At 55.3% G+C, this 23823-nt stretch carries 24 protein-coding genes; 12 read left to right on the top strand and 12 right to left on the bottom strand.

Features of this window, described 5'->3' with window-relative positions:
• The first annotated feature begins 23 nt into the window (after positions 1-23).
• A complete protein-coding gene (aroG, locus tag ACI2J2_RS11645) occupies positions 24-1079 on the top strand; it encodes a 3-deoxy-7-phosphoheptulonate synthase AroG (protein ID WP_209636226.1) in 1056 nt (351 codons plus the stop codon).
• A 68-nt stretch (positions 1080-1147) separates the two neighbouring features.
• Here the strand turns inward: aroG and gpmA are convergent, their stop codons facing one another.
• The 9 genes from gpmA to modE form a co-directional block, all read right to left on the bottom strand.
• Positions 1148-1900 (bottom strand): 2,3-diphosphoglycerate-dependent phosphoglycerate mutase, encoded by a 753-nt coding sequence (gene gpmA, locus ACI2J2_RS11640; RefSeq protein ID WP_004941818.1) that lies wholly within the window; start codon positions 1898-1900, stop codon positions 1148-1150.
• A 214-nt stretch (positions 1901-2114) separates the two neighbouring features.
• On the bottom strand, positions 2115-2453 hold the full coding sequence (locus ACI2J2_RS11635) for a PsiF family protein (RefSeq protein WP_209636224.1): 339 nt from the start codon (positions 2451-2453) through the stop codon (positions 2115-2117).
• A gap of 196 nt (positions 2454-2649) precedes the next feature.
• Positions 2650-3693 carry a galactose-1-epimerase gene (galM, locus tag ACI2J2_RS11630; protein ID WP_209636222.1) on the bottom strand — a complete coding sequence of 348 codons (1044 nt, stop codon included), beginning with the start codon at positions 3691-3693 and terminating at the stop codon, positions 2650-2652.
• Positions 3687-4841 carry a galactokinase gene (galK, locus tag ACI2J2_RS11625; RefSeq protein ID WP_314587329.1) on the bottom strand — a complete coding sequence of 385 codons (1155 nt, stop codon included), beginning with the start codon at positions 4839-4841 and terminating at the stop codon, positions 3687-3689. The genes galM and galK overlap by 7 nt, the downstream gene beginning before the upstream one ends.
• A complete protein-coding gene (gene galT, locus ACI2J2_RS11620) occupies positions 4838-5887 on the bottom strand; it encodes a galactose-1-phosphate uridylyltransferase (protein WP_209636219.1) in 1050 nt (349 codons plus the stop codon). The genes galK and galT overlap by 4 nt, the downstream gene beginning before the upstream one ends.
• A gap of 286 nt (positions 5888-6173) precedes the next feature.
• The gene (locus ACI2J2_RS11615; protein ID WP_209636217.1) at positions 6174-6995 is read right to left on the bottom strand and encodes a CPBP family intramembrane glutamic endopeptidase; all 822 of its coding nucleotides are present in this window, start codon (positions 6993-6995) and stop codon (positions 6174-6176) included.
• Between the two features lie 136 nt (positions 6996-7131).
• Positions 7132-7704 carry a cysteine hydrolase family protein gene (locus ACI2J2_RS11610; protein ID WP_209636215.1) on the bottom strand — a complete coding sequence of 191 codons (573 nt, stop codon included), beginning with the start codon at positions 7702-7704 and terminating at the stop codon, positions 7132-7134.
• Between the two features lie 128 nt (positions 7705-7832).
• A complete protein-coding gene (gene modF / locus ACI2J2_RS11605; protein ID WP_265554294.1) occupies positions 7833-9296 on the bottom strand; it encodes a molybdate ABC transporter ATP-binding protein ModF in 1464 nt (487 codons plus the stop codon).
• Between the two features lie 90 nt (positions 9297-9386).
• The gene (gene modE, locus ACI2J2_RS11600) at positions 9387-10178 is read right to left on the bottom strand and encodes a molybdenum-dependent transcriptional regulator (RefSeq protein ID WP_209636211.1); all 792 of its coding nucleotides are present in this window, start codon (positions 10176-10178) and stop codon (positions 9387-9389) included.
• Between the two features lie 200 nt (positions 10179-10378).
• Here modE and ACI2J2_RS11595 point away from each other — a divergent pair, with 200 nt between their 5' ends.
• From ACI2J2_RS11595 to modC, 9 genes are all read left to right on the top strand, one after another.
• Positions 10379-12547 (top strand): TonB-dependent siderophore receptor, encoded by a 2169-nt coding sequence (locus ACI2J2_RS11595; RefSeq protein WP_404760145.1) that lies wholly within the window; start codon positions 10379-10381, stop codon positions 12545-12547.
• A gap of 7 nt (positions 12548-12554) precedes the next feature.
• The gene (locus ACI2J2_RS11590) at positions 12555-13556 is read left to right on the top strand and encodes an ABC transporter substrate-binding protein (RefSeq protein WP_265554291.1); all 1002 of its coding nucleotides are present in this window, start codon (positions 12555-12557) and stop codon (positions 13554-13556) included.
• Position 13557: 1 nt separating this feature from the next.
• Entirely contained in the window at positions 13558-14313 is a 756-nt protein-coding gene (locus tag ACI2J2_RS11585) for a class I SAM-dependent methyltransferase (protein ID WP_404760144.1), read from the top strand.
• 1 nt (position 14314) lies between these two features.
• A complete protein-coding gene (locus ACI2J2_RS11580) occupies positions 14315-15364 on the top strand; it encodes a FecCD family ABC transporter permease (protein WP_404760143.1) in 1050 nt (349 codons plus the stop codon).
• Complete coding sequence (locus tag ACI2J2_RS11575) at positions 15361-16146, top strand: ABC transporter ATP-binding protein (RefSeq protein ID WP_404760142.1); 786 nt, start codon at positions 15361-15363, stop codon at positions 16144-16146. Before ACI2J2_RS11580 ends, ACI2J2_RS11575 begins: the two co-directional genes overlap by 4 nt.
• Positions 16147-16315: 169 nt before the next feature.
• Positions 16316-16459, top strand: a complete 144-nt coding sequence (locus ACI2J2_RS11570) for an AcrZ family multidrug efflux pump-associated protein (RefSeq protein ID WP_037421566.1) — start codon at positions 16316-16318, stop codon at positions 16457-16459.
• Positions 16460-16616: 157 nt separating this feature from the next.
• Entirely contained in the window at positions 16617-17390 is a 774-nt protein-coding gene (gene modA / locus ACI2J2_RS11565; protein ID WP_265554280.1) for a molybdate ABC transporter substrate-binding protein, read from the top strand.
• Positions 17387-18076, top strand: coding sequence for a molybdate ABC transporter permease subunit (modB, locus tag ACI2J2_RS11560; protein ID WP_209636196.1), 690 nt, complete (start codon positions 17387-17389; stop codon positions 18074-18076). Before modA ends, modB begins: the two co-directional genes overlap by 4 nt.
• Entirely contained in the window at positions 18077-19144 is a 1068-nt protein-coding gene (gene modC / locus ACI2J2_RS11555; RefSeq protein WP_404760141.1) for a molybdenum ABC transporter ATP-binding protein ModC, read from the top strand.
• A 39-nt stretch (positions 19145-19183) separates the two neighbouring features.
• On the opposite strand, the gene ACI2J2_RS11550 is transcribed toward modC, so the two are convergent.
• Positions 19184-20008, bottom strand: coding sequence for a pyridoxal phosphatase (locus tag ACI2J2_RS11550; protein WP_209636192.1), 825 nt, complete (start codon positions 20006-20008; stop codon positions 19184-19186).
• Positions 20009-20186: 178 nt separating this feature from the next.
• Between ACI2J2_RS11550 and pgl the strand changes: the two genes are divergently transcribed.
• Positions 20187-21191 carry a 6-phosphogluconolactonase gene (gene pgl, locus ACI2J2_RS11545; RefSeq protein WP_404760140.1) on the top strand — a complete coding sequence of 335 codons (1005 nt, stop codon included), beginning with the start codon at positions 20187-20189 and terminating at the stop codon, positions 21189-21191.
• A 300-nt stretch (positions 21192-21491) separates the two neighbouring features.
• Here pgl and ACI2J2_RS11540 read toward each other — a convergent pair whose 3' ends face one another.
• Entirely contained in the window at positions 21492-21974 is a 483-nt protein-coding gene (locus ACI2J2_RS11540; RefSeq protein WP_209632188.1) for a kinase inhibitor, read from the bottom strand.
• A gap of 167 nt (positions 21975-22141) precedes the next feature.
• Between ACI2J2_RS11540 and ACI2J2_RS11535 the strand changes: the two genes are divergently transcribed.
• A complete protein-coding gene (locus tag ACI2J2_RS11535) occupies positions 22142-22567 on the top strand; it encodes a YkvA family protein (protein WP_209632189.1) in 426 nt (141 codons plus the stop codon).
• On the opposite strand, the gene bioA is transcribed toward ACI2J2_RS11535, so the two are convergent.
• Positions 22548-23822: an adenosylmethionine--8-amino-7-oxononanoate transaminase gene (gene bioA / locus ACI2J2_RS11530; protein ID WP_404760139.1), complete on the bottom strand. Its 1275-nt coding sequence runs from the start codon at positions 23820-23822 to the stop codon at positions 22548-22550. The genes ACI2J2_RS11535 and bioA overlap by 20 nt on opposite strands.
• Position 23823: the final 1 nt, after the last annotated feature.

The following is a 23823-nucleotide window of genomic DNA, read 5'->3' as shown; positions in this document are numbered from 1 at the left end:
TCTCGATACCGAATGGAAAAGTTATGAATTACCAAAACGACGATTTACGCATTAAAGAAATTAAGGAACTCCTGCCACCGGTGGCCCTGTTAGAAAAGTTTCCGGCGACTGAGCGCGCAGCAGAGACGGTGTCCAAGGCACGCAATGCTATTCATCAGATCCTTCGTGGTAGTGACGATCGCTTGCTGGTTGTCATCGGTCCTTGCTCTATTCACGATACCAAAGCGGCCAAAGAATATGCGGGCCGTTTGCTGTCACTGCGTCAGGAGCTGAGTGGCGAGCTGGAAGTCGTGATGCGTGTTTATTTTGAAAAACCGCGCACCACCGTGGGCTGGAAAGGCCTGATCAACGATCCACAAATGGATAACAGCTTCCAGATCAACGACGGTCTGCGTCTGGCACGCAAACTGTTGCTGGATATCAACGACAGCGGTCTGCCGGCAGCTGGCGAATTCCTCGACATGATCACCCCGCAGTATCTGGCGGATCTGATGAGCTGGGGCGCGATCGGCGCACGCACTACAGAATCCCAGGTACACCGCGAGCTGTCTTCCGGCCTGTCTTGCCCGGTTGGCTTCAAGAACGGTACTGACGGCACCATCAAGGTCGCGATTGACGCCATCAATGCTGCCAGCGCACCGCACTGTTTCCTGTCAGTCACCAAGTGGGGCCATTCGGCGATTGTGAATACCAGCGGTAACGGCGATTGCCACATCATTTTGCGTGGCGGTAAAGAACCGAACTACAGTGCTTCACATGTGAAAGAAGTCAAAGAAGGCCTGGTCAAAGCGGGTCTGCCTGCACAGGTGATGATCGATTTCAGCCATGCGAATAGCAGCAAGCAGTTCAAGAAGCAGTTGGACGTGAATGCCGACGTTTGTGGGCAGATCGCCGGGGGTGAAAAGGCGATCATGGGTGTGATGATCGAAAGCCATCTGGTGGAAGGTAATCAGAACCTGGAAAGCGGCGAGCCGCTGGTTTACGGCAAAAGCGTCACCGATGCTTGCATCGGCTGGGCGGATACCGAGACGGTACTGCGCGAACTCGCGCAAGCCGTGAAAGCACGACGCGCCAAATAAAGCTCGCTTTGCGCCATAAAAAAAGCCCCCGGCCAAAACCGGGGGCTTTTTAGATCAACGGGCGAAAATTACTTCGCTTTACCCTGGTTTGCCACGGCGGCCGCTTTAGCAGCGATCTCGTCGGCATTGCCCAGATAGTAACGTTTGATCGGCTTGAAGTTCTCGTCAAACTCATACACCAACGGCACGCCGGTTGGGATGTTCAGTTCGAGGATCTCGTCTTCGCTCAGGTTATCCAGGTATTTCACCAGTGCACGCAGGGAGTTACCGTGTGCCGCAACGATAACGCGCTCACCGCTTTTGATACGTGGCAGAATTTCTTCGTCCCAGTATGGGATCACGCGATCGATAGTCAGGGCCAGGCTTTCAGTCAGTGGCAGCTCTTTTTCGGTCAGCGCAGAGTAACGTGGGTCGTGGCCCGGGTAACGCTCGTCATCTTTGGTCAGCTCTGGTGGGGTGACGGCAAAACCGCGACGCCATTGCTTAACCTGCTCATCACCGTATTTTTCTGCGGTTTCAGCCTTGTTCAGACCCTGCAGCGCACCGTAGTGACGCTCGTTCAGCTTCCAGGATTTCTCCGTCGGCAGCCAAGCCTGATCCAGTTCGTCCAGAATGTTCCACAGGGTGTGGATTGCACGCTTCAGTACGGAGGTGTAAGCAAAGTCAAAGGAGAAACCTTCATCTTTCAACAGCTTGCCTGCTGCTTTTGCTTCGGTACGGCCTTTGTCTGACAAATCAACATCATACCAACCGGTGAAGCGGTTTTCGTTGTTCCACTGGCTTTCGCCGTGACGCACCAGAACCAGCTTAGTTACAGCCATAGCTTAACTCCTTAATAATCTGACATTTCAATGATAACGAAAATCATTATATTGCCGCGGCCAGTGGCTCGGCAATCGATAGTGTTTAACCATAGCCAATTTCTTGCCGCAAAGTAAGTGCTGTGCTGAGGAAAAGCTGAATCGTTCAGGCGGGCGCCGAAAGGGAAAGTCGCACGGCTAAAGGGAATTCAGCCGTGCGGCAAGAGCAGGGGAATCAGGCCGATTTTTTCAGGCAATTACTCATAAAGGTTTTACGTTCGTCGCCTTTCAGACTTTTGGTCTTGGCATCGGCGTTACAGGTTTTCATTTTCTGCTGCTGCGGTGTCAGCGTTTTCGTCGCAGCGGTACCTTCAGATTTCAGGCAGGTGCTCATAAAGGTGGAGCGGTCCGCGCCTTTCAGCGTTTTGCTAGAGGCCTGTTGATTACAATCGGTCATGCGTTTCTGCTGCGCGGCCTGGGCGGGTGAAGGTGTTTTTGTTGCCGTTTCAGCCGCCATCAGGTTGGTGCTAAGCAGTAAACCTGCCAGTAATGGAAGTGCAGTAATCAGACGCATAGGTGTTCCTTCAGCTATTGACCGGCCGGGCTGGCCGAAAATTGTGACGTTGCACAAGGTGTTGTGCTTATCACCGTAGCCTGATTCTAGTGCGAGGTTTGGAATAAGGAAAGGTAACGGCCGGCAGGGTGGAGATGTAAAAAGGTAAGTATTTATAACAAACGGCCCCTTGCCGCATGGCAAGGGGCGTAGCGGGTCAGATAGGATAAAACTGATAATGGGTGGCGCTTTGATAACGTTGGCCGGGTTGCAGCCAGCAATTGGGCTGCGGCCATTCTGGGTGGTGCGGGCTGTCCGGTAAGAACTCGCTTTCAAGAGCTACGCCAGCGTAATTTGCGTAACTGCCCCCGTCACGCGCTGGGGTACCGCCCAGATAGTTGCCACTGTAGAGCTGCAATGCCGGTGCAGTGGTGAAGACACTCATTTTCACCTGGCCATCTGCCGACCACAGGTGCGCCGCCGGGCTGTCTAACGCAACGCATGTGCGGTGCAGCAGGAAGGCGTGATCGTAGCCCTTTACACGTTGTTGGTCGCGGTCGCGCAGAAAATCCTGCAGCAATGTTTTTGGTTGACGGAAATCCATGCCACTGCCTTCTACCGGTGTAAGCGCAGCACAGGGGATCCCATCACTGTCGACCGGCAGATAACGGTCGGCAAACAGTTGCAACCGCTGGTGGCGTGCATCGGTGCCCTCACCGTCCAGGTTGAAGTAGGCGTGATTGGTCAAGTTGACGGGACAGGCGCTATCGGTTTGCGCCTGGTAACTGATTTCCAGCCGGTTATCGGCAGTGAGCTGATAGCACACCTGGACATCGAGATTACCGGGGAAGCCTTGGTCACCGTCTGGCGAATGGAGGGTGTAACTGACCTGACGTTCACTCTGCTCAATAATCCGCCATCTCCGGGCGTTGAAACCCTCTGGCCCGCCGTGTAACTGGTGTTCCCCTTGATTGGCATCCAGAGGATGCCGCTTGCCATCAATCTGCAGGCTCGCGGTCGCGATACGGTTAGCGTAGCGCCCGACGGTGGCTCCCAAATAGGCCGCTTGCAGCAGATAGTCAGCCGGCGTTTGGCAGCCCAGCAGCAGTTCGCGGGTTTTGCCTGATTTCAGCGGAAGGACGGCAGAAAGCCAGGTAGCGCCCCAGTCCATCAGGGTTACCGTCATCCCGGCTGCGTTTTTCAACTGGGTTAATTGGTAGGGCTGGCCGTCAGGCGCCAGCGCCTGGTTGTCGCTCAACATGTACCAGCCCCCTCGGATGCTTTGCAAACGTAGAAGGTTTCTTTCAGCCCATTGGTCTGTAATGGATATTCACGGGCTACTGCTTCGCGCACGGGGGCAACTAACGCCTGTGGCATCAAGGCAACAATACAACCGCCAAAGCCGCCACCCGTCATACGCACCCCGCCTTGGTCGCCGATAACGGCTTTGACAATGTCTACCAACCGGTCGATTGGCGGCACGGTAATTTCAAAGTCATCGCGCATAGAGGCGTGAGATTCCGCCATGAGTCGGCCCATCAATGTCATATCGCCCGCGGCCAATGCATCAGCCGCGGCCAGCGTACGATCGTTTTCACTGATCACGTGGCGCGCTCGTTTGGCGACGATCGGATCCAGTTCATGTTGGATCGGGAAAAACAGATCTGGGCTGACATCGCGTAGCGCCTTGACGCCAAAGAAGCGCGCTGCGGCTTCACACTGCTGGCGTCGGGTGTTGTATTCGCTGTCCACCAAACCGCGTTTTACATTGGAGTTGATGATGACCACGGCAATATCTTCCGGTACGGATACCGCCCGTGTCTCCAGTGAACGGCAATCGATCAACAGAGCATGATCTTTCTCACCGAGTGCGGAAATCAATTGATCCATAATCCCGCAGTTGCAGCCGACAAACTGGTTTTCTGCCTCTTGTCCATTCAGTGCCAGTGCCACGCCATCCATCGGTAATTGATACAGAGCCTGTATCGCCTGGCCTACAGCAACTTCCAGCGAGGCAGAGGAACTTAGGCCGGCACCCTGCGGCACGTTGCCGGAGATCACCAGATCGGCACCGCCAAAATCGGCGTTGCGCTGCTGCAGGTGTTTGATCACTCCCCGCACATAGTCGGACCAGCGCTGGCTCGGGTGGCTCACGATCGGCGCGTCGAGCGAGAATTGATCCTGTTGGTTGTCGTAATCGGCGGCAATGACCCGGATCTGACGATCATTGCGTTTGGCACAGGCGATCACTGTCTGGTAATCAATGGCGCACGGCAGCACAAAACCGTCGTTATAGTCAGTGTGTTCGCCGATCAGGTTCACCCGGCCAGGGGCCTGAATAGTCAGCTCTGGCGCGTAACCAAAACGTTCGCTGAACAGGGAGTGGGTAAGATTTTTCAAACTCATTATTGGACTCCGGCTTCACGGTAATGAATATCACTAACGGCGCGCAGACGCTCTGCGGCCTGTTCTGCTGTCAGATCACGTTGGGTTTCCGCCAGCATTTCGTAACCCACCATAAATTTACGCACCGTGGCGGAACGCAGCAGCGGTGGATAGAAGTGAGCATGCAATTGCCAGTGGCGGTTATCCGCATCATTGAACGGCGCACCGTGCCAGCCCATGGAATATGGGAAGGAGCACTGGAACAGGTTGTCGTAGCGGCTGGTGAGCTTTTTCAGTGCCACGGCCAGATCGCCACTTTGTGCGGTACTGAGATCGGTAATACGCTGCACGCTCTGCTTCGGCAACAGCAGCGTTTCAAACGGCCAAGCGGCCCAGTAGGGCACCACAGCCAACCAGTGTTCGGTTTCCACTACGGTGCGGCTGCCGTCGGCCAGTTCGCGTTGAACGTAATCCAGCAGCATGGGGGATTGGTGTTGTTGGAAATAGGCGCGCTGAAGGCGATCTTCATGCTCGACTTCGTTTGGCAGGAAACTGTTGGCCCAAACTTGCCCATGCGGATGGGGATTGGAGCACCCCATCGCTGCACCTTTATTCTCAAATACCTGGACCCACGGATAGCTGCGCCCCAGATCGGCGGTCTGTTCTTGCCAGGTTGCGATCACGCATTCCAGCGCCGGAAGCGTCAACTCCGGCAGCGTTTTGCTGTGGTCGGGGGAGAAGCAAATCACCCGGCTGGTACCACGTGCGCTCTGGCAGCGCATCAAAGGGTCTGCACTTTCCGGTGCCAGTGGGGTGTCAGTCATCAATGCGGCAAAGTCATTGGTGAACACAAAGGTATTTTTATAATCCGGGTTTTTATCGCCGGTCACGCGGGTATTTCCTGGGCACAGGAAGCAGTTCGGATCGTGCTGCGGCAGTGTTTCTTGCTGCGCGGATTCCTGCTGGCCCTGCCAAGGCCGTTTGGCGCGGTGCGGTGAAACTAATACCCATTGCCCAGTCAGCGGGTTATAGCGGCGATGGGGGTGATCGATTGGGTTAAATTCCGTCATGACGGTTCCTTTTCTTGGTCGATGCGGCTGGGTGTAATCGCTTTCATCTGCCGCTAACGGCCCAGTAATGCATATAAATGGATAGCTATGGGCAAAAAGATAGCACGTCTTTCGGAGGGAAAAGGTGATCTAGCGCGAAAAATGGAATCGCTTACACAAGGTGTGCCGGTAAGGAGTGCCGGTGATGTAGTCCGAGGAATATCAGGAAGGAAACAAGAATTCGTGCATGGGTGATAACGTTTTCACCAGGACGGCCGGCAGGCAGGTACCTACCGGCTAAAAGGTGTCAGGAATGTTGATAGAGCGGGTAAGTGAACAGCAACAAATGTGTCAGATTAAGCCCAAAGTGGAACAAAATAGGTACCCACAAGCGACCACTCCACATCCATGCCAGACCGTATATCAATCCGGCCAGCGTGGCGAAAGCCACCATCAACATGCCACCAGCCAGATGTGCGGCACCAAAAATCACGGCTGCGATAATCAATGCCGGCCAGGCACCCAACCATTGGCTAAGACGTTGCTGCAAATAACCGCGGAATAATGCCTCTTCAGCCATGCAGACAAAGAACAGGTTAGCCATGACGAACGGCAGGATCCAGGCCGGGGTATGCAGCTCGATCTTCAGGCCGCCAAGTGCCACGGCTATCAGCAGTAGAACCGGAACGCTGATAATCAACGCTATCCAGGACAATGACCCTCTGCTTTTCTCCGGTTCGTCGCGTTTAAATAACGTTGGTAAACAAGCAAATAGAAGGAATGGCACCAGCGCTTTGTCGAAGTTGTAGTACATCGTAAAAGGCGCGCTTAACGGGCCCGCTTTTTCACCGTCGATCATCAATTGGTTATTGATGCCCGGCACCAGATGCAGGAACAGCGCCACACAACTTGCAACGACCAGCACTTCGAACAGGACACTGAGATTACGCTGCGCGCGGAAATGGTGCCTTAGCCCCGCGAGAGCAACGATGCCCAATAAGCATGCCAGGCTGAGCGGAGTAAGCACCCCATGGTACATCCCCATCCCTGCTGAAGCGGCCAAAATTGACCAGGCAATCAGCCGGTTAAATGGCAAAAAGAATAACGAAGCAGCCAGTACGCCCCACATAACTATGTCCCTTTAAAATATGTACACGGCGCTCAGTGCCTTTGCGGCGTGTGATTATGGCGGAATTGAGCGCTAAGTCGGATAGTAACACAGTGAAGTTACAGTAAAGGTCGGGGCAGTAGCGCAAATGTTGCTATTAACCTTTCATCCAGGTTGACGACCGGGAAATTTCCGCCAAATTCTGCAAAATGTCCAGACTCTGCTGGTGGATTTCCAGGGTGGGGGCTGCACACAAATCCTGTAAGACCGTGATCTGAAAACCGGCATCGTGCGCCTGTCTGGCGGTACTTTCTATTGCCAGTGGCGTGCTGACGCCGCCCAGCAATAGATGGTGGCAATGATGTTCCTGCAACCAGGCTAACAAATTGTTACCGGCAAAGGCGGAGACGCCATGCTTTTCAAACTTAATATCTGCCGGCAACACCTGCAAATCCTTATCCCATTGGCAACCGGGGCTACTCAAACGCAGCGCGCCTATCTGTTTTAGGTGGTTGAACAGAGGGGAGTGGGCGGGAATATCGTGATAGTCGTCGGCAAAACCGACGCGCACCCAAATCACCGGGATTTTACGCACACGGGCGTAAGCCGCAGCGGCATTGGTGTTGGCAATCAGATTTTGCGCCACTGCCTGTTCACGACAATGATTCGCACGGCCTTTGGGGCCAATCAGATCGTCAATAAGATCGATAATAATCAGTGCGGCGGACATAGTGTCTCCAGAAACGAATCCTTTACCCCTTATGATAAAAGGCCAAATGTGATGTGTTACGGAGGAAGTGTTGCCGGATATGTCATCGGATGAGTGGCCTTGCCACCCATCCGCATCATTCTCGGGGATTAGGCTAATGCATCGTGCTGATAGCGATATCCTGCATCGTCAGGGACAAAGCTCAGGCGGTGAGTAATGCTCTGCGGCGCGTCTTCTGCATGGTGAGAGACAAACAGTAACTGGGTGTTACCTTGGGCGATCAATACGTCGATAAACCGGCGTACCAGCTGGCGATTGAGCGGATCCAACCCTTGTAGTGGTTCATCGAGGATCAGCAGCGTCGGGTGCTTGACCAGTGCGCGGGCGATCAGGGCCAATCGCTGTTGTCCCCAGGACAGGCTATGAAACGGCGCTTCTCCCTGTAATCCCAACAGCGCCAACCATTGATCGGCCAACTGCCGTTGGCGATCGGATACCGCCTGGTAAATACCAATCGAATCGAAGAAACCGGACAGGATCACGTTGCGGACGTTGGTGCTGACACGGTAGTCGAGGTGCAGGCTACTGCTGACGTAACCGATGTGGCGTTTGATATCCCAGATGGTTTCTCCGCTACCGCGACGGCGACCAAACAACGTGAGATCGTTGCTGTAGCCTTGAGGATGATCGCCAGTGATCAGGCTGAGCAGGGTGGATTTTCCCGCACCGTTCGGACCAACGATCTGCCAGTGCTCCTTGGGGTTAACCTGCCAGTCGAGGTGGTTAAGGATCGGTCTGTCGTCGTAACTGACAATGCCGTCGCGCAGGACAATTAACGGTTGATCCGCCGGTAACGTGGTTGTTTGGGTTGGATCTTCCGTTTCTGGCAGTGCCAGGCCATCAAGATTTTCACTGTGCGCCAATTGTGCGACCAACGCGTCGGCCATGACCTGTTCGCGTGTCCCCTGGCTTGCCAGCGTGCAATCTGCCAATACGCCAACCTGGCGGATAAAGTCCGGCACTTCGTCAAAGCGATTGAGCACCAGGACCAGGGTATAGCCATGCCCAGAAAGGTCGCTCAGCAGTGCAGCCAACTGGGCACGCGAATTCACGTCCAGCCCGTCGAACGGCTCGTCCAGGATCAGTAAATCGGGTTGTGGCATCAGCGCGCGGCACAGCAGCGTTTTGCGTGTTTCGCCGGTTGAAAGGTATTTGAAACGGCGTGACAGCAGCGGAGTAATGCCAAACAGCTCGGCGAGTTGCGCACAGCGCGCGGGGTCTTTGACGTCTTCCTGAATGATTTCAGCCACGGTGCGCCCGGTGTCTTCTTCACCGGGACTGAGCAGGTCGGTATTGTTGCGTTGCCATTCGTCGCTGACCAGCTTTTGCAACTGTTCGAAAGAGATGCGCACCGCATGCTTGAAATCGCTGCTGCGTTCGCCGTTGAGCAGCACCAGTTCATCGGCAAGTGCACGTGCCAGCGCGGATTTTCCGCTGCCGTTGGCACCAACAAAGGCCCAACTGTCGCCGGCCTGAATATCCAGCGTCTCCAGCGTCAGGGTACGGGTATCGCTTAAGCGAAACGAACCTTGCGAAATGTGCAACGACGACATCACCTATTCCTTTTTATGCAATTATTTTGTTTAGAAATAGGCGCATTGCAAGGCGATGTCAATCGGCAAAAATGCAACGTAACGTTGCGTTTAGCACAACGTCGCGACGATCACGCGATCGGCATTAAACAAGGCCTGTACTGTGCTGCCGGGGCGTAATTTAAGTTGTTGCAACTCTGGATTGGCTACTGTGGCGCACAGGGTTTCACCGCCCGTCAGCGTGACCAGCACTTCGCTATGATCGGTGCCTGGCTGGATACTGGCTACCACGCCCTCCAGCGCGTTGTCCGCGGCCCCCGCCAACGCGGGATCGGTATTCAGCTTTACCCAAGGGGCTTTAATCAACGCCAGCACGTCTTTACCGGGGGAGAGTTGCAGTCTATCGGCACTTTGCTGGGTTATCGCCGCACTAAGACGCGTTTTGCCGTCGTTAAGCAAGATATCGAGATGTTGTTGTACTTTCTGGTGATCGCGTCCTATCACGGTGCCAAAGAATTGGTTACGCGCACTGGTTTGCAACGAGAAACGCGAGATGGCCGCCAATAGGCTGTCGAGCGGCAGGTTGTCTTGTTGCAACACATCGAAGGCTTTTTGCTGGATCTGCCCCAACAGGTCGTAAAGCTGGATCAGACGTTCACCGTAATGGGTCACCTGCGCACCGCCACCGCCTTTTCCCCCGGTCGCACGCTCAACCACAGTCTGCTCCGCCAACTGGTTCATGTCGTTAATCGCATCCCAGGCGCTTTTATAGCTGATACCCGCCAGTTTTGCGCCCTGGCTAATGGAGCCTGTGTGCCGGACCTGTTTAAGCAGCGCTATGCGGCGTGGATCGGCGAACAGTTTTTGCTGGAGTTTTAACGTGAGAAGAATTTCGGCCTGCATAACGCGTCCTGTCGGCTGCAAAAGTCTTATTGTCGCTGATTTAGCGGCAAAGCGCCAAAGGATGGCGCGTTAGTTGTCGTGGGGAGTGCACAAGGACAATAAAACTGGCGCCCAAGTTTCGATATGTTATAACATAACAAAAAATATAATGATGGCCTTAGGCCTCGCCACGTTTTTATTTCACCACAGGGATGCTGTAAATGAGTGCTGCACGCCGGCGTTTCGTCACGCCAATAAAATCACTTTATCGTCTGATTGCCACGGGGTTTTTTCTCTTCTCGGGTGTCGCTCTGGGCGCCGTCAACGGTTGCGACAAAGCAGACGCGTCACCAGGCTGTGAAGACAGCGTTACCGTAGAAGCTTCAACTGCGTCTCCAGGAACCTACAGCGCCTTGGCGTCTGTCACACACGCGGCCTCACGTTTGGGACTGACCAACAAGGAAACGCCGCGCAGTGTGGATGTGATCGGCCACCAGGCTATTGCGCAACGTGGGGACAAAACGCTGGCTGACGTGGTCGAACACGCAACCGGTATGTCTGGCGTGGCATCACCTACGCTGAGTAATAACTTTTCGCTACGTGGTTTTAGGCCGGTGTCTTGGCTGTATAACGGTGTCGAAACACCCGGCAGCACGATCCAACTGGCGGATCCGTCGCACTACGACAGTGTTGAGGTGCTGCGCGGCCCCGGCTCGGTGCTCAATGGCCTGAGCGCAGCCGGCGGTAGCGTCAATCTGGTGTCACGCCAGCCAACGTTTAGCCGCCAGCCTGTTGAGTTCGACTACGGCTTAGCCAGTTACAACAGCCAGCGTTTACATTTTGGTTCTGGCGGCACGCTTTTGGATGATGTGGCAGCTTATCGTCTGGATGTCAGCGGTAACGACAACGGTACCAACGTGCAATATGAACGCGATAAGCAGAAACGCGTATCCGGCTCATTGCTGTTTAAACTGACAGAAAATGCCCTGCTGACGCTGAGTTTGGATCGCATGCTTAACCGCACGACCAATCCTTACTACGGCACACCGCTGGTGGACGGGCGCATTGCACGCGAGCTGCGCGATATCAACTACAACAACCTGACTGACAGCCGGATTCAGAGCAATGCGACGTCTTTCCAGGCCAGTTTGGACTGGTTCACCACCCCGGAAATCGAGCTGCATAATCAGTTCTATTACTACAGCGGTTTTCGTGAGTGGCGCAATGTAGAACGTTATCGTACATCTGCCGCGACCCAACCCGGCTATGTAAATCGCGATTCTTTCGGGGCGTTGGCCCACGATGATGATCTGATAGGCAACCGCAGTTCACTGGTATTCGATCGGCCGCTGGGCGGTTTTGACAACCGGTTGGTGATCGGTGTTGATGTAAGCAAAAGGCGCTTCCAGTACTACTCCAACGGGTTTCCCGGTTCTGAGGACGTTTCGCTGCTAACGCCGGTCAGAGAGGACTTCTCGCAGGGAACGGATCTTCAGCGTTCTCCTGTTCGTCACGTCACGCAAAACCAGTACGCGGGATTCCTGGAAGATCATTTCAGCCTGACTGAGCGCTTAACCTTGCTGGGGCAGCTGCGTTACAACCACATGCTGATGGATTGGCATTTCCAAAGCCCACAAGAAGAAAGCCATGAGCACACCTACGCGTTTAGCGTCTGGAGTCTGGGGCCCAGCTATGCGCTAACCGACAACCTTAATGTCTACGCTAACTACACCACGGGTCAGGAACCTGGCAACGATCTGTTCTTTTTAAGCCCGGCACAAACCGGTTTGCCGTTAACTCGAGCGCGCCAGTGGGAAATGGGTGCCAAGGGCCAGTTTTGGGCGAACAAGGGGGAAGCCACGCTGGCGTTATACGAGCTGCGCAAGGACAACTTGTTTGTGCCTAACGCACAACAACCGGATACGTTGAATGCTGTCGGGCGGCAGACCTCGCGCGGCGTTGAGTTAAGCGTGATGCTGCGGCCAAGTTGGCAATGGGAACTGGCTGCCAATGCGGCCTATACCCACGCTCGTTACGATGAATACCGTGGCGGTAGCCCGTTGCGCAGCTATAACGGCAATCGTCCGGCTTACATTCCTGACTGGACCGCCAACCTCACTGCGCGTTACAAACCGACGGAGTCATTAGGGCTTACGTCATCGCTGCGCTACGTAGGCAGCAGCTATAACGACGATGCCAACCAGCGCAAAATGCCGGCCTACACCACGCTCGATCTGGCAGCAGACTATCAATTAACCCCAATCGTTAACCTGGGCGTTCGTATCAGAAATGCGACCAACCAACTGTACGCCTACCAGCGCACCTACCCGGATCAGGTGCTGATTGCGCCGTCGCGTACGTATGAAAGCTTTATTTCGGTGAGGTTCTGATAGCGCCATGCCATCGATAATCCGCCTGCTGTGCGCACTTGGGCTGGTGATGAGCACACTGGCACAGGCTACGCCTGTGACGCTAAGCAACTGTGGCCAACAATACCGTTACCCTTCGGTGCCTGAACGCGTATTGGTGTACGCGAACCCTGCGCTGGAAAATATGCTGGCTCTGGGAGTCGTGGCGCACGTTGTTGGCATTATTGGCTATGACTACGCGCAGGATACTGTGCCCTCTCCGGCGCCCGCAGGATGGAATAAGGCACTGAGTAAGCTGTCGGCCACCGCGCCACCTGCGGCGGAGTCCTTGTTGTTATTGAACCCGGATTTTGTCTACTCGGCCAGCTACTACTGGCTTAACAGCCCGGAAACCCCGAATCGCGAACGGCTGACAGAGTGGGGGATAGCGACGTATCTCTCGCCCAATGTCTGCGGGGGGCAACAAAGCGCGACAACTTCAACAGCGAGCTTTGACGGTATTTTCGCCGAATTGAGAGAGATTGCCCGCATTTTTAACGTCACTCGCGACGCCGAAACCTTAATCCAGCATCAGCAAGATCGGTTGCGGGAACTCAGGCAACAGGCGGCATCACTTCCTCGTCAGCGGCTGCTTTGGTGGTATGCCGGTACTCAAACACCATATGTGGCAGGGTGCTGCGGAGCTCCGGCGCTGCTTACCCGGGAAGTCGGCAGCGAAAATCTGTTTGCCGATCTGGCTGCACTTTGGCCTACCGTCTCATGGGAGACCATCGCTGCCCGCGATCCTGATGTGATTGTACTTGGCGATTTGCCCCGCGGTGGCCTTGGCGACAGCGCCAAAGACAAAATCTATTTTTTAGAACATCACCCGTTAACGGCAACTTTGCGTGCCGTGCGACAAAAACGCTACGTCATTTTGCCCGGTTATGACCTGGATCCTTCGGTCCGTACGGTTCCGGCTTTGCACCGTTTAATCAAGGGCCTGCAGCAACAGGTCTCACCATTGCCCATTCCCAACAAGGAACCCTGATATGTCCTCCCTTTCATTCTCTTCACTGCTGGCCTCATGGGATCAACAACAAGGTGCCTACATCGCCGAGCGGGAAGCGCGTTTCAGTGCACAGTTGGATGTACTGGAACTCTCGGTAGGCCAGGATTTTCATGTGCTGGATCTGGCCTGTGGGCCAGGTTCACTCAGCTTGCGCATCCTTCAACGCTTCCCGAGAGCCAAGGTGACGGCAATGGATTTGGATCCATTATTGCTGGCAATTGCCCGTGGCGCCTTAGCGGAATACGGCGATCGGGTCCGTATCCTTCAGGCCGATCTCGCCGATCCTGACTGTTTTGCATCTCTAGGCGGCTCCGCACCGCAAGCGGCGGTTTCCAGTACCGCACTGCACTGGCTAATGCCGGAACAATTGGGGGTTTTGTATCGTAACATTGTCGAACTATTGCCCGACGGTGGCGTGTTTTTGAATGCGGATCACCAGCGTTTTGATCACCGGCACCCACGCATTAAAACGCTCGCCGAACAGCACGATGACCAGACACAACAGCGGGCGTGGCAAGAGGGGGTTGAGGACTGGGACCAGTGGTTTGCCAAGGTGCAGCAACTGCCTGAGTTGGCACAATACCAGCAACAGAGGGAGAGCCTGTTCGACGTGCGTCCAGTGCCCCCTGCGGTAGCATTGGACTTTCACGTCGCCAGTTTGATACAGGCGGGTTTTAAAGAGGCAGGGTCGGTCTGGCAATGGCTGGATGACTACGTGATTGCAGGCTGGAAATAACATGGATGGGTCCGTACGTCGTCGTTTCACTCGCTTGCCGGGAAGCTCTGGGGGCTGCTGGCTGTTAATGCTCACCCTGGCGTTACCGCTGTTTTTACTGGGTGCGTCTTTGTATGGACCGGCCCCGATATCGTTGCAGGATGCGTGGCATATTTTATTTGCCCCCGGTGCTGCTGATGCCTACGGAAACACGGATGTCTACCAACGGATAATCTGGTCGCTGAGAATGCCAAGAGCCTTGCTGGCTGCGGTAGCGGGGGCCGGATTGGCGCTGGCCGGTACGCTCCTGCAGTCGCTGACGCGCAACCCACTGGCCGATCCCTGGGTATTGGGGATCTCTTCCGGTGCAGGTGTTGGCGCAGTTCTGGTGCTGGTTTTGGGCGTGGGTGGTGGCTTGCTGTCGGTATCTGGCGGGGCATTTATCGGTGCTGCCGGCGCGTTTGCGCTGGTTTTACTGCTCGGCGGGCGCGCTCTGAATGCGGAGTCATCATTATTTATTCTGGCCGGCGTCGCGGTTACGCAACTGCTGTCTGCCCTGACCTCGCTGATTACCCTGTGGCAAGCGGACGCCAATACCACTCGCGGCGTGATGTTTTGGCTGCTGGGATCTTTTAGTGACGCTCGTTGGCCGCAGGTGGCTCTGATTGCGTTGCTGCTGGTCGTGGCATTATTGATTTGCTGGATGAAGGCAGGGGAGCTGGACGCACTGGCTTTCGGAGGCCTGACCGCGGCCTCTTTGGGGGTGGCGGTGGTGCCACTGAAGCTGCTGCTGTATGTCATTACCATGGCACTGACCGCCGTGATTGTCGCGTTCAGCGGTGCGGTGGGGTTCATCGGCCTGACGGTGCCCCATGTCGCCAGGCTCCTGGTTGGACCGCGCCACCGGCTGTTGCTACCCGCCAGCGCATTGTGCGGTGCGCTGTTTGCCGTTGCAGCAGATACGCTTGCCAGAACCCTGTTCGCACCCCGTGAATTACCGGTGGGAGTACTGACCGCGTTGTTGGGCGTCCCGGTGTTTCTGGCATTGCTCTATCGGAAAATAAACGCATGAGGGATGAAAACGCTGTATCCGGGTTGCGTGTTGAACATGTGGGGTGGTCAACGCCGGAAAATGTGGTGCTGGACGACCTCAGTTTTCAGGCGCGTCCCGGCGAGGTTACCGGCGTGTTGGGCGTTAACGGTAGCGGAAAATCCACGCTACTCAAACTGTTGGCAGGGTTGATCCCGCCCAGTCGTGGGCGGATTTATCTGCACGAGACGGATATTGCCACGTTGAAGGGGCACGAGCGGGCAAAACGGATGACGTTCCTCGAGCAGTCTGGCCCCAGCGCCTTTGCCATACCGGTAAAGGACGTGGTGTTGCTTGGGCGCTTGGTGTACGCCAGCCGTTGGGCGGGATTTAGCGCAGAAGATTACCGCATTGCCGGACAGGCAATGGAGCAGGTGGGAATGTCATCGCTTGCTGAGCGAGAATGGCATCAGTTGTCGGGCGGCGAGCAGCAGCGCGTCCATCTGGCGCGCGCATTGGCACAGCAAACGCCATGGCTGCTGCTGGATGAACCCGCTAATCACCTTGATATTGCCCACCAGCAACAGTTTATGGCTTTACTGCGACGTTTGGGCATCAGCGTGGTGGTATCGCTGCACGATCTGAATTTGGCGGCCAATTACTGCGACCGACTGATGCTGTTGAAAGAGGGGCGTTTGCATGCCTTTGGCCCACCGCAGCAGGTGCTAACGCCTGAGACGATTCGTGACGTGTATGCTGTTAATGCCCGCGTGGCATCGGTTAGCGATTATGCCGCACCGTTGATCTATTATCCTGCTCAATAACGTCTATCGGCAGTCGGTATGACGCATCGCTGCACAAATGGCACGTTTGGCCGGTTACAAATGTCGTGCAGCCTTTAAAATAAGCACGTTTTAGTCTGTATTTTGGTTTAAAGTAGAGATTACGTGGCGGTGTTCATTACCGCTCAATGGGCAGTTAAGTGAGGCTACCATGTTGGAATTATTGGAAAGTTTGCTGTTCGCCGTCGTGATGGTACCTATTGTGATGGCTATCATTCTCGGGTTGATCTACGGTTTGGGTGAGGTGTTCAACATTTTCTCCAAAGTGGGCCATTCTAAAGAGAATCGTACCTAGCACCACCCCTTCCTTATACCCGTCGGCGCCGTTCGGCGGGTGTTTCTCAAGTTATGTCCCACTCTGCCGATAAACCGCATGACAAGCTTCTGCGCGACGTTATATTATTTTTTATATAGCGAAGAGTGATAATGCACGTTAACTTGCGGAGAAAACAATGAAACAGCAATGGACTAAGTGGGTCGGCGGTATCGTATTGGCATCCGGTATGGTCATGCAGGCGTCTGCGGCAGATAAAATTACCGTTTTTGCAGCAGCATCGCTGACTAACGCGCTGCAGGACATCGCAACCCAGTATCAGAAAGGCAAGGATGTCCAGGTGGTGTCTTCATTCGCCTCGTCCTCCACGCTGGCACGTCAGATTGAGCAGGGCGCTCCCGCTGATTTATTTATCTCCGCCGACCAGCAGTGGATGGACTATGCCATCGACAAACAGCAGATGGTTAAAGACACGCGTTATACCCTGTTGGGTAACGAACTGGTGCTGATCGCCGCTAAAGATGCCAAACAGGCTAAAATTACGCTCGATAAACAAACCGATTGGACAAAACTGCTCAATGGGGGCCGTCTGTCGGTGGGCGATCCGGACCACGTACCGGCCGGTATCTATGCCAAGGAAGCACTGCAAAACCTCGGTGCCTGGACCGCATTAGAACCAAAGCTGGCACGGGCCAACAACGTACGTAGCGCTATGGCGTTAGTGGAGCGCGGCGAAGCGCCGTTGGGCATTGTTTATGGTTCAGACGCGGTAGCCAGTGATAAAGTCAGCGTTGTGGCCATCTTCCCAGAAGACAGCCATAAACCGGTTGAATACCCGATGGCGATCGTTAAAGGTCATCAAACACCGGCCGTTAGTGCGTTCTACAGCTACCTGAAGGGCCCAGAAGCGGCTGCTATTTTCAAACATTATGGATTCTCCCCGCGTAAATGATGTTGAGTGAGTACGAATGGCAGGCGGTAGAGCTGAGCCTGAAAGTGTCCGCCCTGGCGGTGGTGTGCAGCTTGCCCTTTGGCATTTTGATGGCCTGGGTGTTGGTTCGCTGCCGCTTCCCCGGCAAGTCACTGTTGGATAGTATTATTCACCTGCCGTTGGTGCTGCCGCCCGTGGTGGTCGGCTATTTATTGCTGATCGCCATGGGGCGGCGCGGCGTGATTGGCGAATGGCTGTATGATTGGTTCGGTTTCAGTTTCAGCTTCAGTTGGCGTGGCGCTGCCTTGGCTTCTGCGGTGGTGGCATTCCCTCTGATGGTGCGTGCCATTCGGTTGGCGCTGGAAGCGGTGGATACCCGTTTAGAGCAGGCTGCCCGTACGCTTGGCGCTAACCCATGGCGGGTGTTTTTCACCATAACGTTGCCATTATCGTTACCCGGCGTCATTGTTGGCGTGGTGCTGGCTTTTGCCCGCTCATTGGGCGAGTTCGGCGCCACCATTACCTTTGTTTCCAATATTCCCGGTGAAACGCGCACCATCCCGCTGGCGATGTATACCCTGATAGAAACACCGGGGGCAGAAGCCGCCGCTGCGCGCTTGTGTGTGATTGCCATTGTGTTGTCACTGGTTTCACTGATGGTTTCCGAGTGGCTGGCCCGCTGGGGTCGCAAACGGATGGGCGTGTAAATGCTGGAACTGGATTTTTCCCAACGGCTTGGCGATCTGAATCTTAACGTCCGCGCCGATCTGCCCGCCCAGGGCATCACCGCCATCTTTGGTCTGTCTGGCGCAGGTAAAACCTCCTTAATCAACGCCGTCGGCGGTCTGACACCTCTGCAACAGGGGCGCATTGTGCTCAATGGCCGTACGCTGGTGGATACCGATCAGGGGCTTTGTCTGCCGCCGGAAAAACGCCGTATTGGCTATGTGTTTCAGGATGCGCGGCTGTTCCCGCATTACCGGGTGCGCGGCAACCTGCAATACGGCATGGCAGCTGGCATGCGCAAGCAGTTCGACAGCATTGTTGAGCTTTTGGGGATCGGCTCGCTGCTCAATCGTCTTCCGTTGACGTTGTCAGGGGGAGAGAAACAGCGAGTGGCGATTGGTCGCGCTTTGCTGACTGCCCCCGAGCTGCTGTTGATGGATGAACCCTTGGCATCACTGGATCTGCCGCGTAAACGTGAGTTGCTACCCTACCTGGAGCGACTGGCGCAGGACGTCAATATCCCAATCCTCTACGTTAGCCACAGCATGGATGAAATTCTGCAGTTAGCGGAGCAGGTGATGGTGCTGGATAACGGCCAGGTACGGGCATTCGGTGGGCTGGAAGAGGTGTGGGCCAGCAGTGCATTGCGTCCGTGGTTACAGCGTGAAGATCAGAGCAGCGTGTTGCGTGTCAGTGTGATCGAACACCATGCGCGCTATGCGATGACTGCGCTGGCACTGGGTGACCAACGCCTGTGGGTCAGCGGTGTTGATACCGCATTGGGGGCTCAACTGCGTATACGAATCAATGCCGCCGATGTCTCTTTGGTGTTACAACCGCCGGTCAACAGCAGTATTCGCAACGTTCTGCCCGCCAAGGTGACCGAGTGCCTGGAGGTCGATGGGCAGGTAGAGGTGAAACTGGCGGTAGGGGAAAGCGTACTGTGGGCGCGGATTACGCCATGGGCGCGAGACGAATTGGCGATCCGGCCGGGACAGTGGCTGTATGCACAGGTTAAAAGCGTGTCTATCAGCCGGGAAGCTCGTTGAAAATGCCCTCTCATCTATTTTGGAGAGGGCATGGCATCATTACTGGCCCAGCACACGCGTGCGGATCACCTCGGCGATGCCGGGTTGCAGGTGATCGGCGATCACCAAATCGGCACGTTGTTTGATGGCATCATCGGCATTGCCCATTGCCACACCCAATCCGACCGCTTCCAGCATACTGAGATCGTTGTAGTTATCCCCAAAGGCCACCACCTGATCCATGCTCAGGCCCTGTGACTCGACCCACTGCTGCAGGCGTTTCCCCTTGCTGTTACCGCCTTTAGCGATATCAACCTGATCGTGCCACGACCATTCGCACGCCAACCCCAGTTCTTTTTCCACTGTTTCAGCGAAGTTGCGCAGCGCAGGAATATCGGCATGCGAGGTGGCGAACTTCCAGATGGACTGCGCTTCATCGGCTGCTTGAGCCAGGCTGTTGACCTGCAGCAGTGTTGGGCGTTGCGCCGGTGGCAGGGTTTCCGCCCAGGCTAATGAACGGGTGACGTGGCCACTCGTATCCTGATATAGCATGGCATCGTCAACGTACATCAGACCATGAATATCGCTTTGTTTTAGCATCTGCAGTACCAACCGAGCCTGATCTTTTTCCAGTGGATCGGCAGCCAGCACTTTTTTCTGCTGGAAGTCATACAAATAGGTGCCGTTGCAACAGATTGCTGGGGTGTCTATCTCCAGTGCCTGATAGAACGGATGGATCGCCACATGATGACGACCGGTGACCACCACCACTTTGACGCCGGCGGCACGTGCTTCAGCCAGGGCCGCCAGTGACTGCGGTAAGATGCGTTTTTGGGTGTCCAGCAAGGTGCCATCCAGATCGAGGGCAATGACGCGGTAGCTCATAGGGATCTCATTATCGTTAGCAACAAAATTAAACCGATGGTACACCGGATAAGCGATGGATAAAACCGCACATATTTCACCTATAACACAGGGTTGTTATGTCACGGATGTGAGGTAAGCTAGGGGAAACCGAAAAACCTGAAACCGGTTTCTCTTTTACCCTATGCAAGGAGAACACATGAAGCAAATCGTTTATGTCGCCAGCCCGGAGAGCCAACAAATTCACGTGTGGCAGCTCAGCGATACAGGTGCGTTAGCACTGTTGCAAACCGTTGACGTCCCCGGTCAGGTTCAACCGATGGCGATCCACCCGGACAGAACACACCTGTATGTGGGCGTGCGTCCGGCTTTCGGTATTGTCAGCTACCGCATTGAGGCGGATGGCACGTTGCAACAGGCCGGTATGGCACCGCTGCCAGGCAGCCCGACCCATATTTCTACCGATTTGCAGGGACGTTATCTGTTCTCCGCATCCTATAGCGGCAACTGCACCAGCATCAGCCCGATCGGCCATGACGGCGTAGTGGTGGCCCCTATCCAGCAGATTGATGGTTTAACCGCGCCGCATTCGGCGAATATCGACCCGACCAATCAGCTGCTGTTGGTTCCCTGCCTGAAAGAAGATCGCATCCGTCTGTTCAATCTGGATCAGCAAGGCACCTTGACGCCGCATGCTCAGGAAGCCGTAGCGACTGCCGTTGGCGCTGGTCCGCGTCATATGGCATTCCACCACAATGACAAATATGCCTATTGTGTCAATGAGTTGGATGGCACAGTGGATGTGTTCGCCATCAGCGAAAACGGCGGCAAATATACTCTGGTGCAAACTCTGGACATGATGCCGGCTGATTTCAATGGCACCCGCTGGGCGGCAGATATTCATATCACGCCGAACGGCCGTTTCCTGTACACCAGTGACCGCACTGCCAGCATTTTGACGATTTTCAGTGTGTCCGAAGACGGTAGCACCCTGTCGGTCGTGGGCTACCACCCGACCGAAGAGCAGCCGCGCGGTTTCAATATCGATCACAGTGGGCGCTTTGTGATTTCGTCCGGTCAGAAGTCCGATCATATTGGGGTGTATGAAATCGATCAGGCCAACGGCAAGCTGACTACCCTGGCGCGGTACCCGGTAGGTAAGGGCCCGATGTGGGTCAGCATAGTAGATACCCGTCATACTTGAAGTTGCCTCTGTGTTGGCTGCGTTTGCTCACCCCAGTCACTTACTTGAGTAAGCTCCTGGGGATTTACAAACTTGCCGCGTTACTCGGCAAAGCCTCGCCCCGTTGGGGCCAGCGCAAGCGCTGTTCAACTAAGCCGTGGCTTTGTTGTGATGCAACTCCAATTATTTGGGGTATAGAAAAGGAATATTACGCAAGGTATGACAGGTGGTGATGTAGATTGGCTTTTGCAGTCTCATCTTCATCATATCTATGTCGAGCCAACATTCCCATCGGGGCGGGTATATCCGCCCCGAATCAAATCAGCTGTACGTCACCGTCAGCGTGGCGCTGCCGAGGCTGTGGAAGTGCACGTTAAAGCCGACCAGTGCACCGCTGGAGCCCTCATCCACCTCAATGTTTTCTACATCCAGCGCATGTACAGTGAAGTGGTAGCGGTGGCTTTCGCCCTGTGGGGGAGCCGCGCCGCCATAACCGGCGGAACCAAAATCGGTACGGGTCTGGATAGCCCCGGCCGGTAACCCCCCTTTGCCTGAGCCTGCTCCCTGCGGCAGTTCGCGCGCCGTCGCGGGGATATTGGCGACCACCCAGTGCCACCAGCCAGAGCCGGTCGGCGCATCGGGATCGTAAACCGAAATCACAAAACTCTTGGTGCCTTCCGGCACGCCATCCCAGGCCAGATGCGGAGACAGGTTATCGCCGTGATAACCCATGCCGTTAAAGACCTGAGGCTCCGGCATTTTTGCGCCGTCCTGCAGATCGTTGCTGTACAAACGAAAAGCCATGGTGACTCCCAGTTGTCGGTAAAAGCAGAACGCCTAAGCTAGATCGTTTTGCCGCAACAACACAAGCATCATTGTATCTCGCCAGCTGTGTCACCAATGGGTTACCATAATTAACGCCGAGGCTACAAACTCGACATCTACAATTCACAGAACGATATAAAGTAACCATGATTTCATTAAAAAAACGCACGCCGTGGTTTGGCTGGCTGCGCCGCTGGGCCAAGGGCATTAAGCGCGACATTTATGCACTGTGGTTGGCGGCCCGTGACCGGCGCACGCCATGGTATGCAAAATTGATTGCCCTGTTGGTTGCGGGTTATGCCGTGTCGCCTATCGATCTGATCCCGGATTTTATCCCGGTGTTGGGCTATCTGGACGACGTGATCATCGTGCCGCTGGGCATCATGCTGGCGGTACGCCTGATCCCCCGGCCACTGATGGCGGAATTTCGTGAGAAAGCACAGCGGCGTATCGATAATCCTACCGGCCGCATGGCGGCAGCCATGATTATTGCGCTGTGGGTGTTATGTCTGGTGATGCTGGCCCGCTATTTGGACCAGCATTGGGAATCGATTACTGCACCGCTGCCGTGATGGCGGAGGTCAACTGGCTGAGCTGATCGGGTTCAATGATGTATGGCGGCATCAAATAAATCAGTTTACCGAATGGCCGGATCCACACGCCACGTTCAACGAACCCACGCTGTAGCTGTGCCACATCTACGGATTCACGCATTTCCACCACGCCGATAGCCCCCAACACTCGCACATCCGCCACTTTTGGCAGTGACTTCAGCGGTAATAGCTGCTGTTTCAACTGGGTTTCGATAGCGGCGACCTGCTGTTGCCAGCGATTTTCCGCCAGCAGTGACAGGCTGGCGTTGGCCACCGCACAGGCCAGCGGGTTACCCATAAAGGTGGGGCCGTGCATAAAGCAGCCTGCCGCGCCGTTACTGATGGTTTCCGCCACATGGCGGGTGGTCAGGGTGGCGGACAGCGTCATATAGCCGCCCGTCAGCGCTTTGCCCAGGCACAGAATATCCGGCACCACGTCGGCATGCTCACAGGCGAACAGTTTGCCCGTGCGCCCGAAGCCGGTGGCGATTTCGTCGGCAATAAGCAGCACTTGATGGCGATCGCAGAGTTCACGGACTCGCTTGAGGTAGGTCGGATGGTAAATACGCATGCCACCGGCTCCCTGAACCACGGGCTCCAGGATCACCGCGGCCACTTCTCCGGCGTGCTGTTCCAACAGCGCGGCGAACGGCGCGATATCATTTTCATCCCAGGCTTGGTCGAAACCGCATTGCGGCGCAGTAGCAAACAGGTGTGGCGCGAGGTAGCCTTGGTACAGGCTGTGCATTGAATTGTCAGGATCGCACACCGACATCGCACCGAAAGTATCGCCGTGATAGCCATGCCGCAGGGTCAGAATACGCTGCCGCTTTTCCCCACGCGCCTGCCAATATTGCAGCGCCATCTTCAGCGAGACTTCCACCGCCACCGAACCGGAATCGGCCAGAAACACACACTGCAACGCTTCCGGCGTCATATCCACCAGCTTGCGACACAGAGCAATCGCAGAGGGATGGGTAATGCCACCGAACATCACATGTGACATTTTTTCCAGCTGCTGCGTGGCTGCCTGATTCAGTTGTGGGTGGTTATAGCCGTGAATTGCCGCCCACCAGGAAGACATGCCGTCAACCAAACAACGGCCATCTGCCAGTTGTAGCTCAACGCCGCTGGCGGACTCTACGGGGTAACAGGGGAGCGGATGGCTCATTGACGTGTACGGGTGCCAAATGTGGCGCTGGTCAAATTCGAGGTCGGCAGCAGTGATAGACATA

Origin of the sequence: Serratia sp. NPDC087055 (assembly GCF_044900985.1) — a bacterium.
In the GTDB taxonomy this organism is placed as follows: domain Bacteria; phylum Pseudomonadota; class Gammaproteobacteria; order Enterobacterales; family Enterobacteriaceae; genus Serratia.
This window is presented reverse-complemented; position numbering and strand designations above follow the sequence as displayed.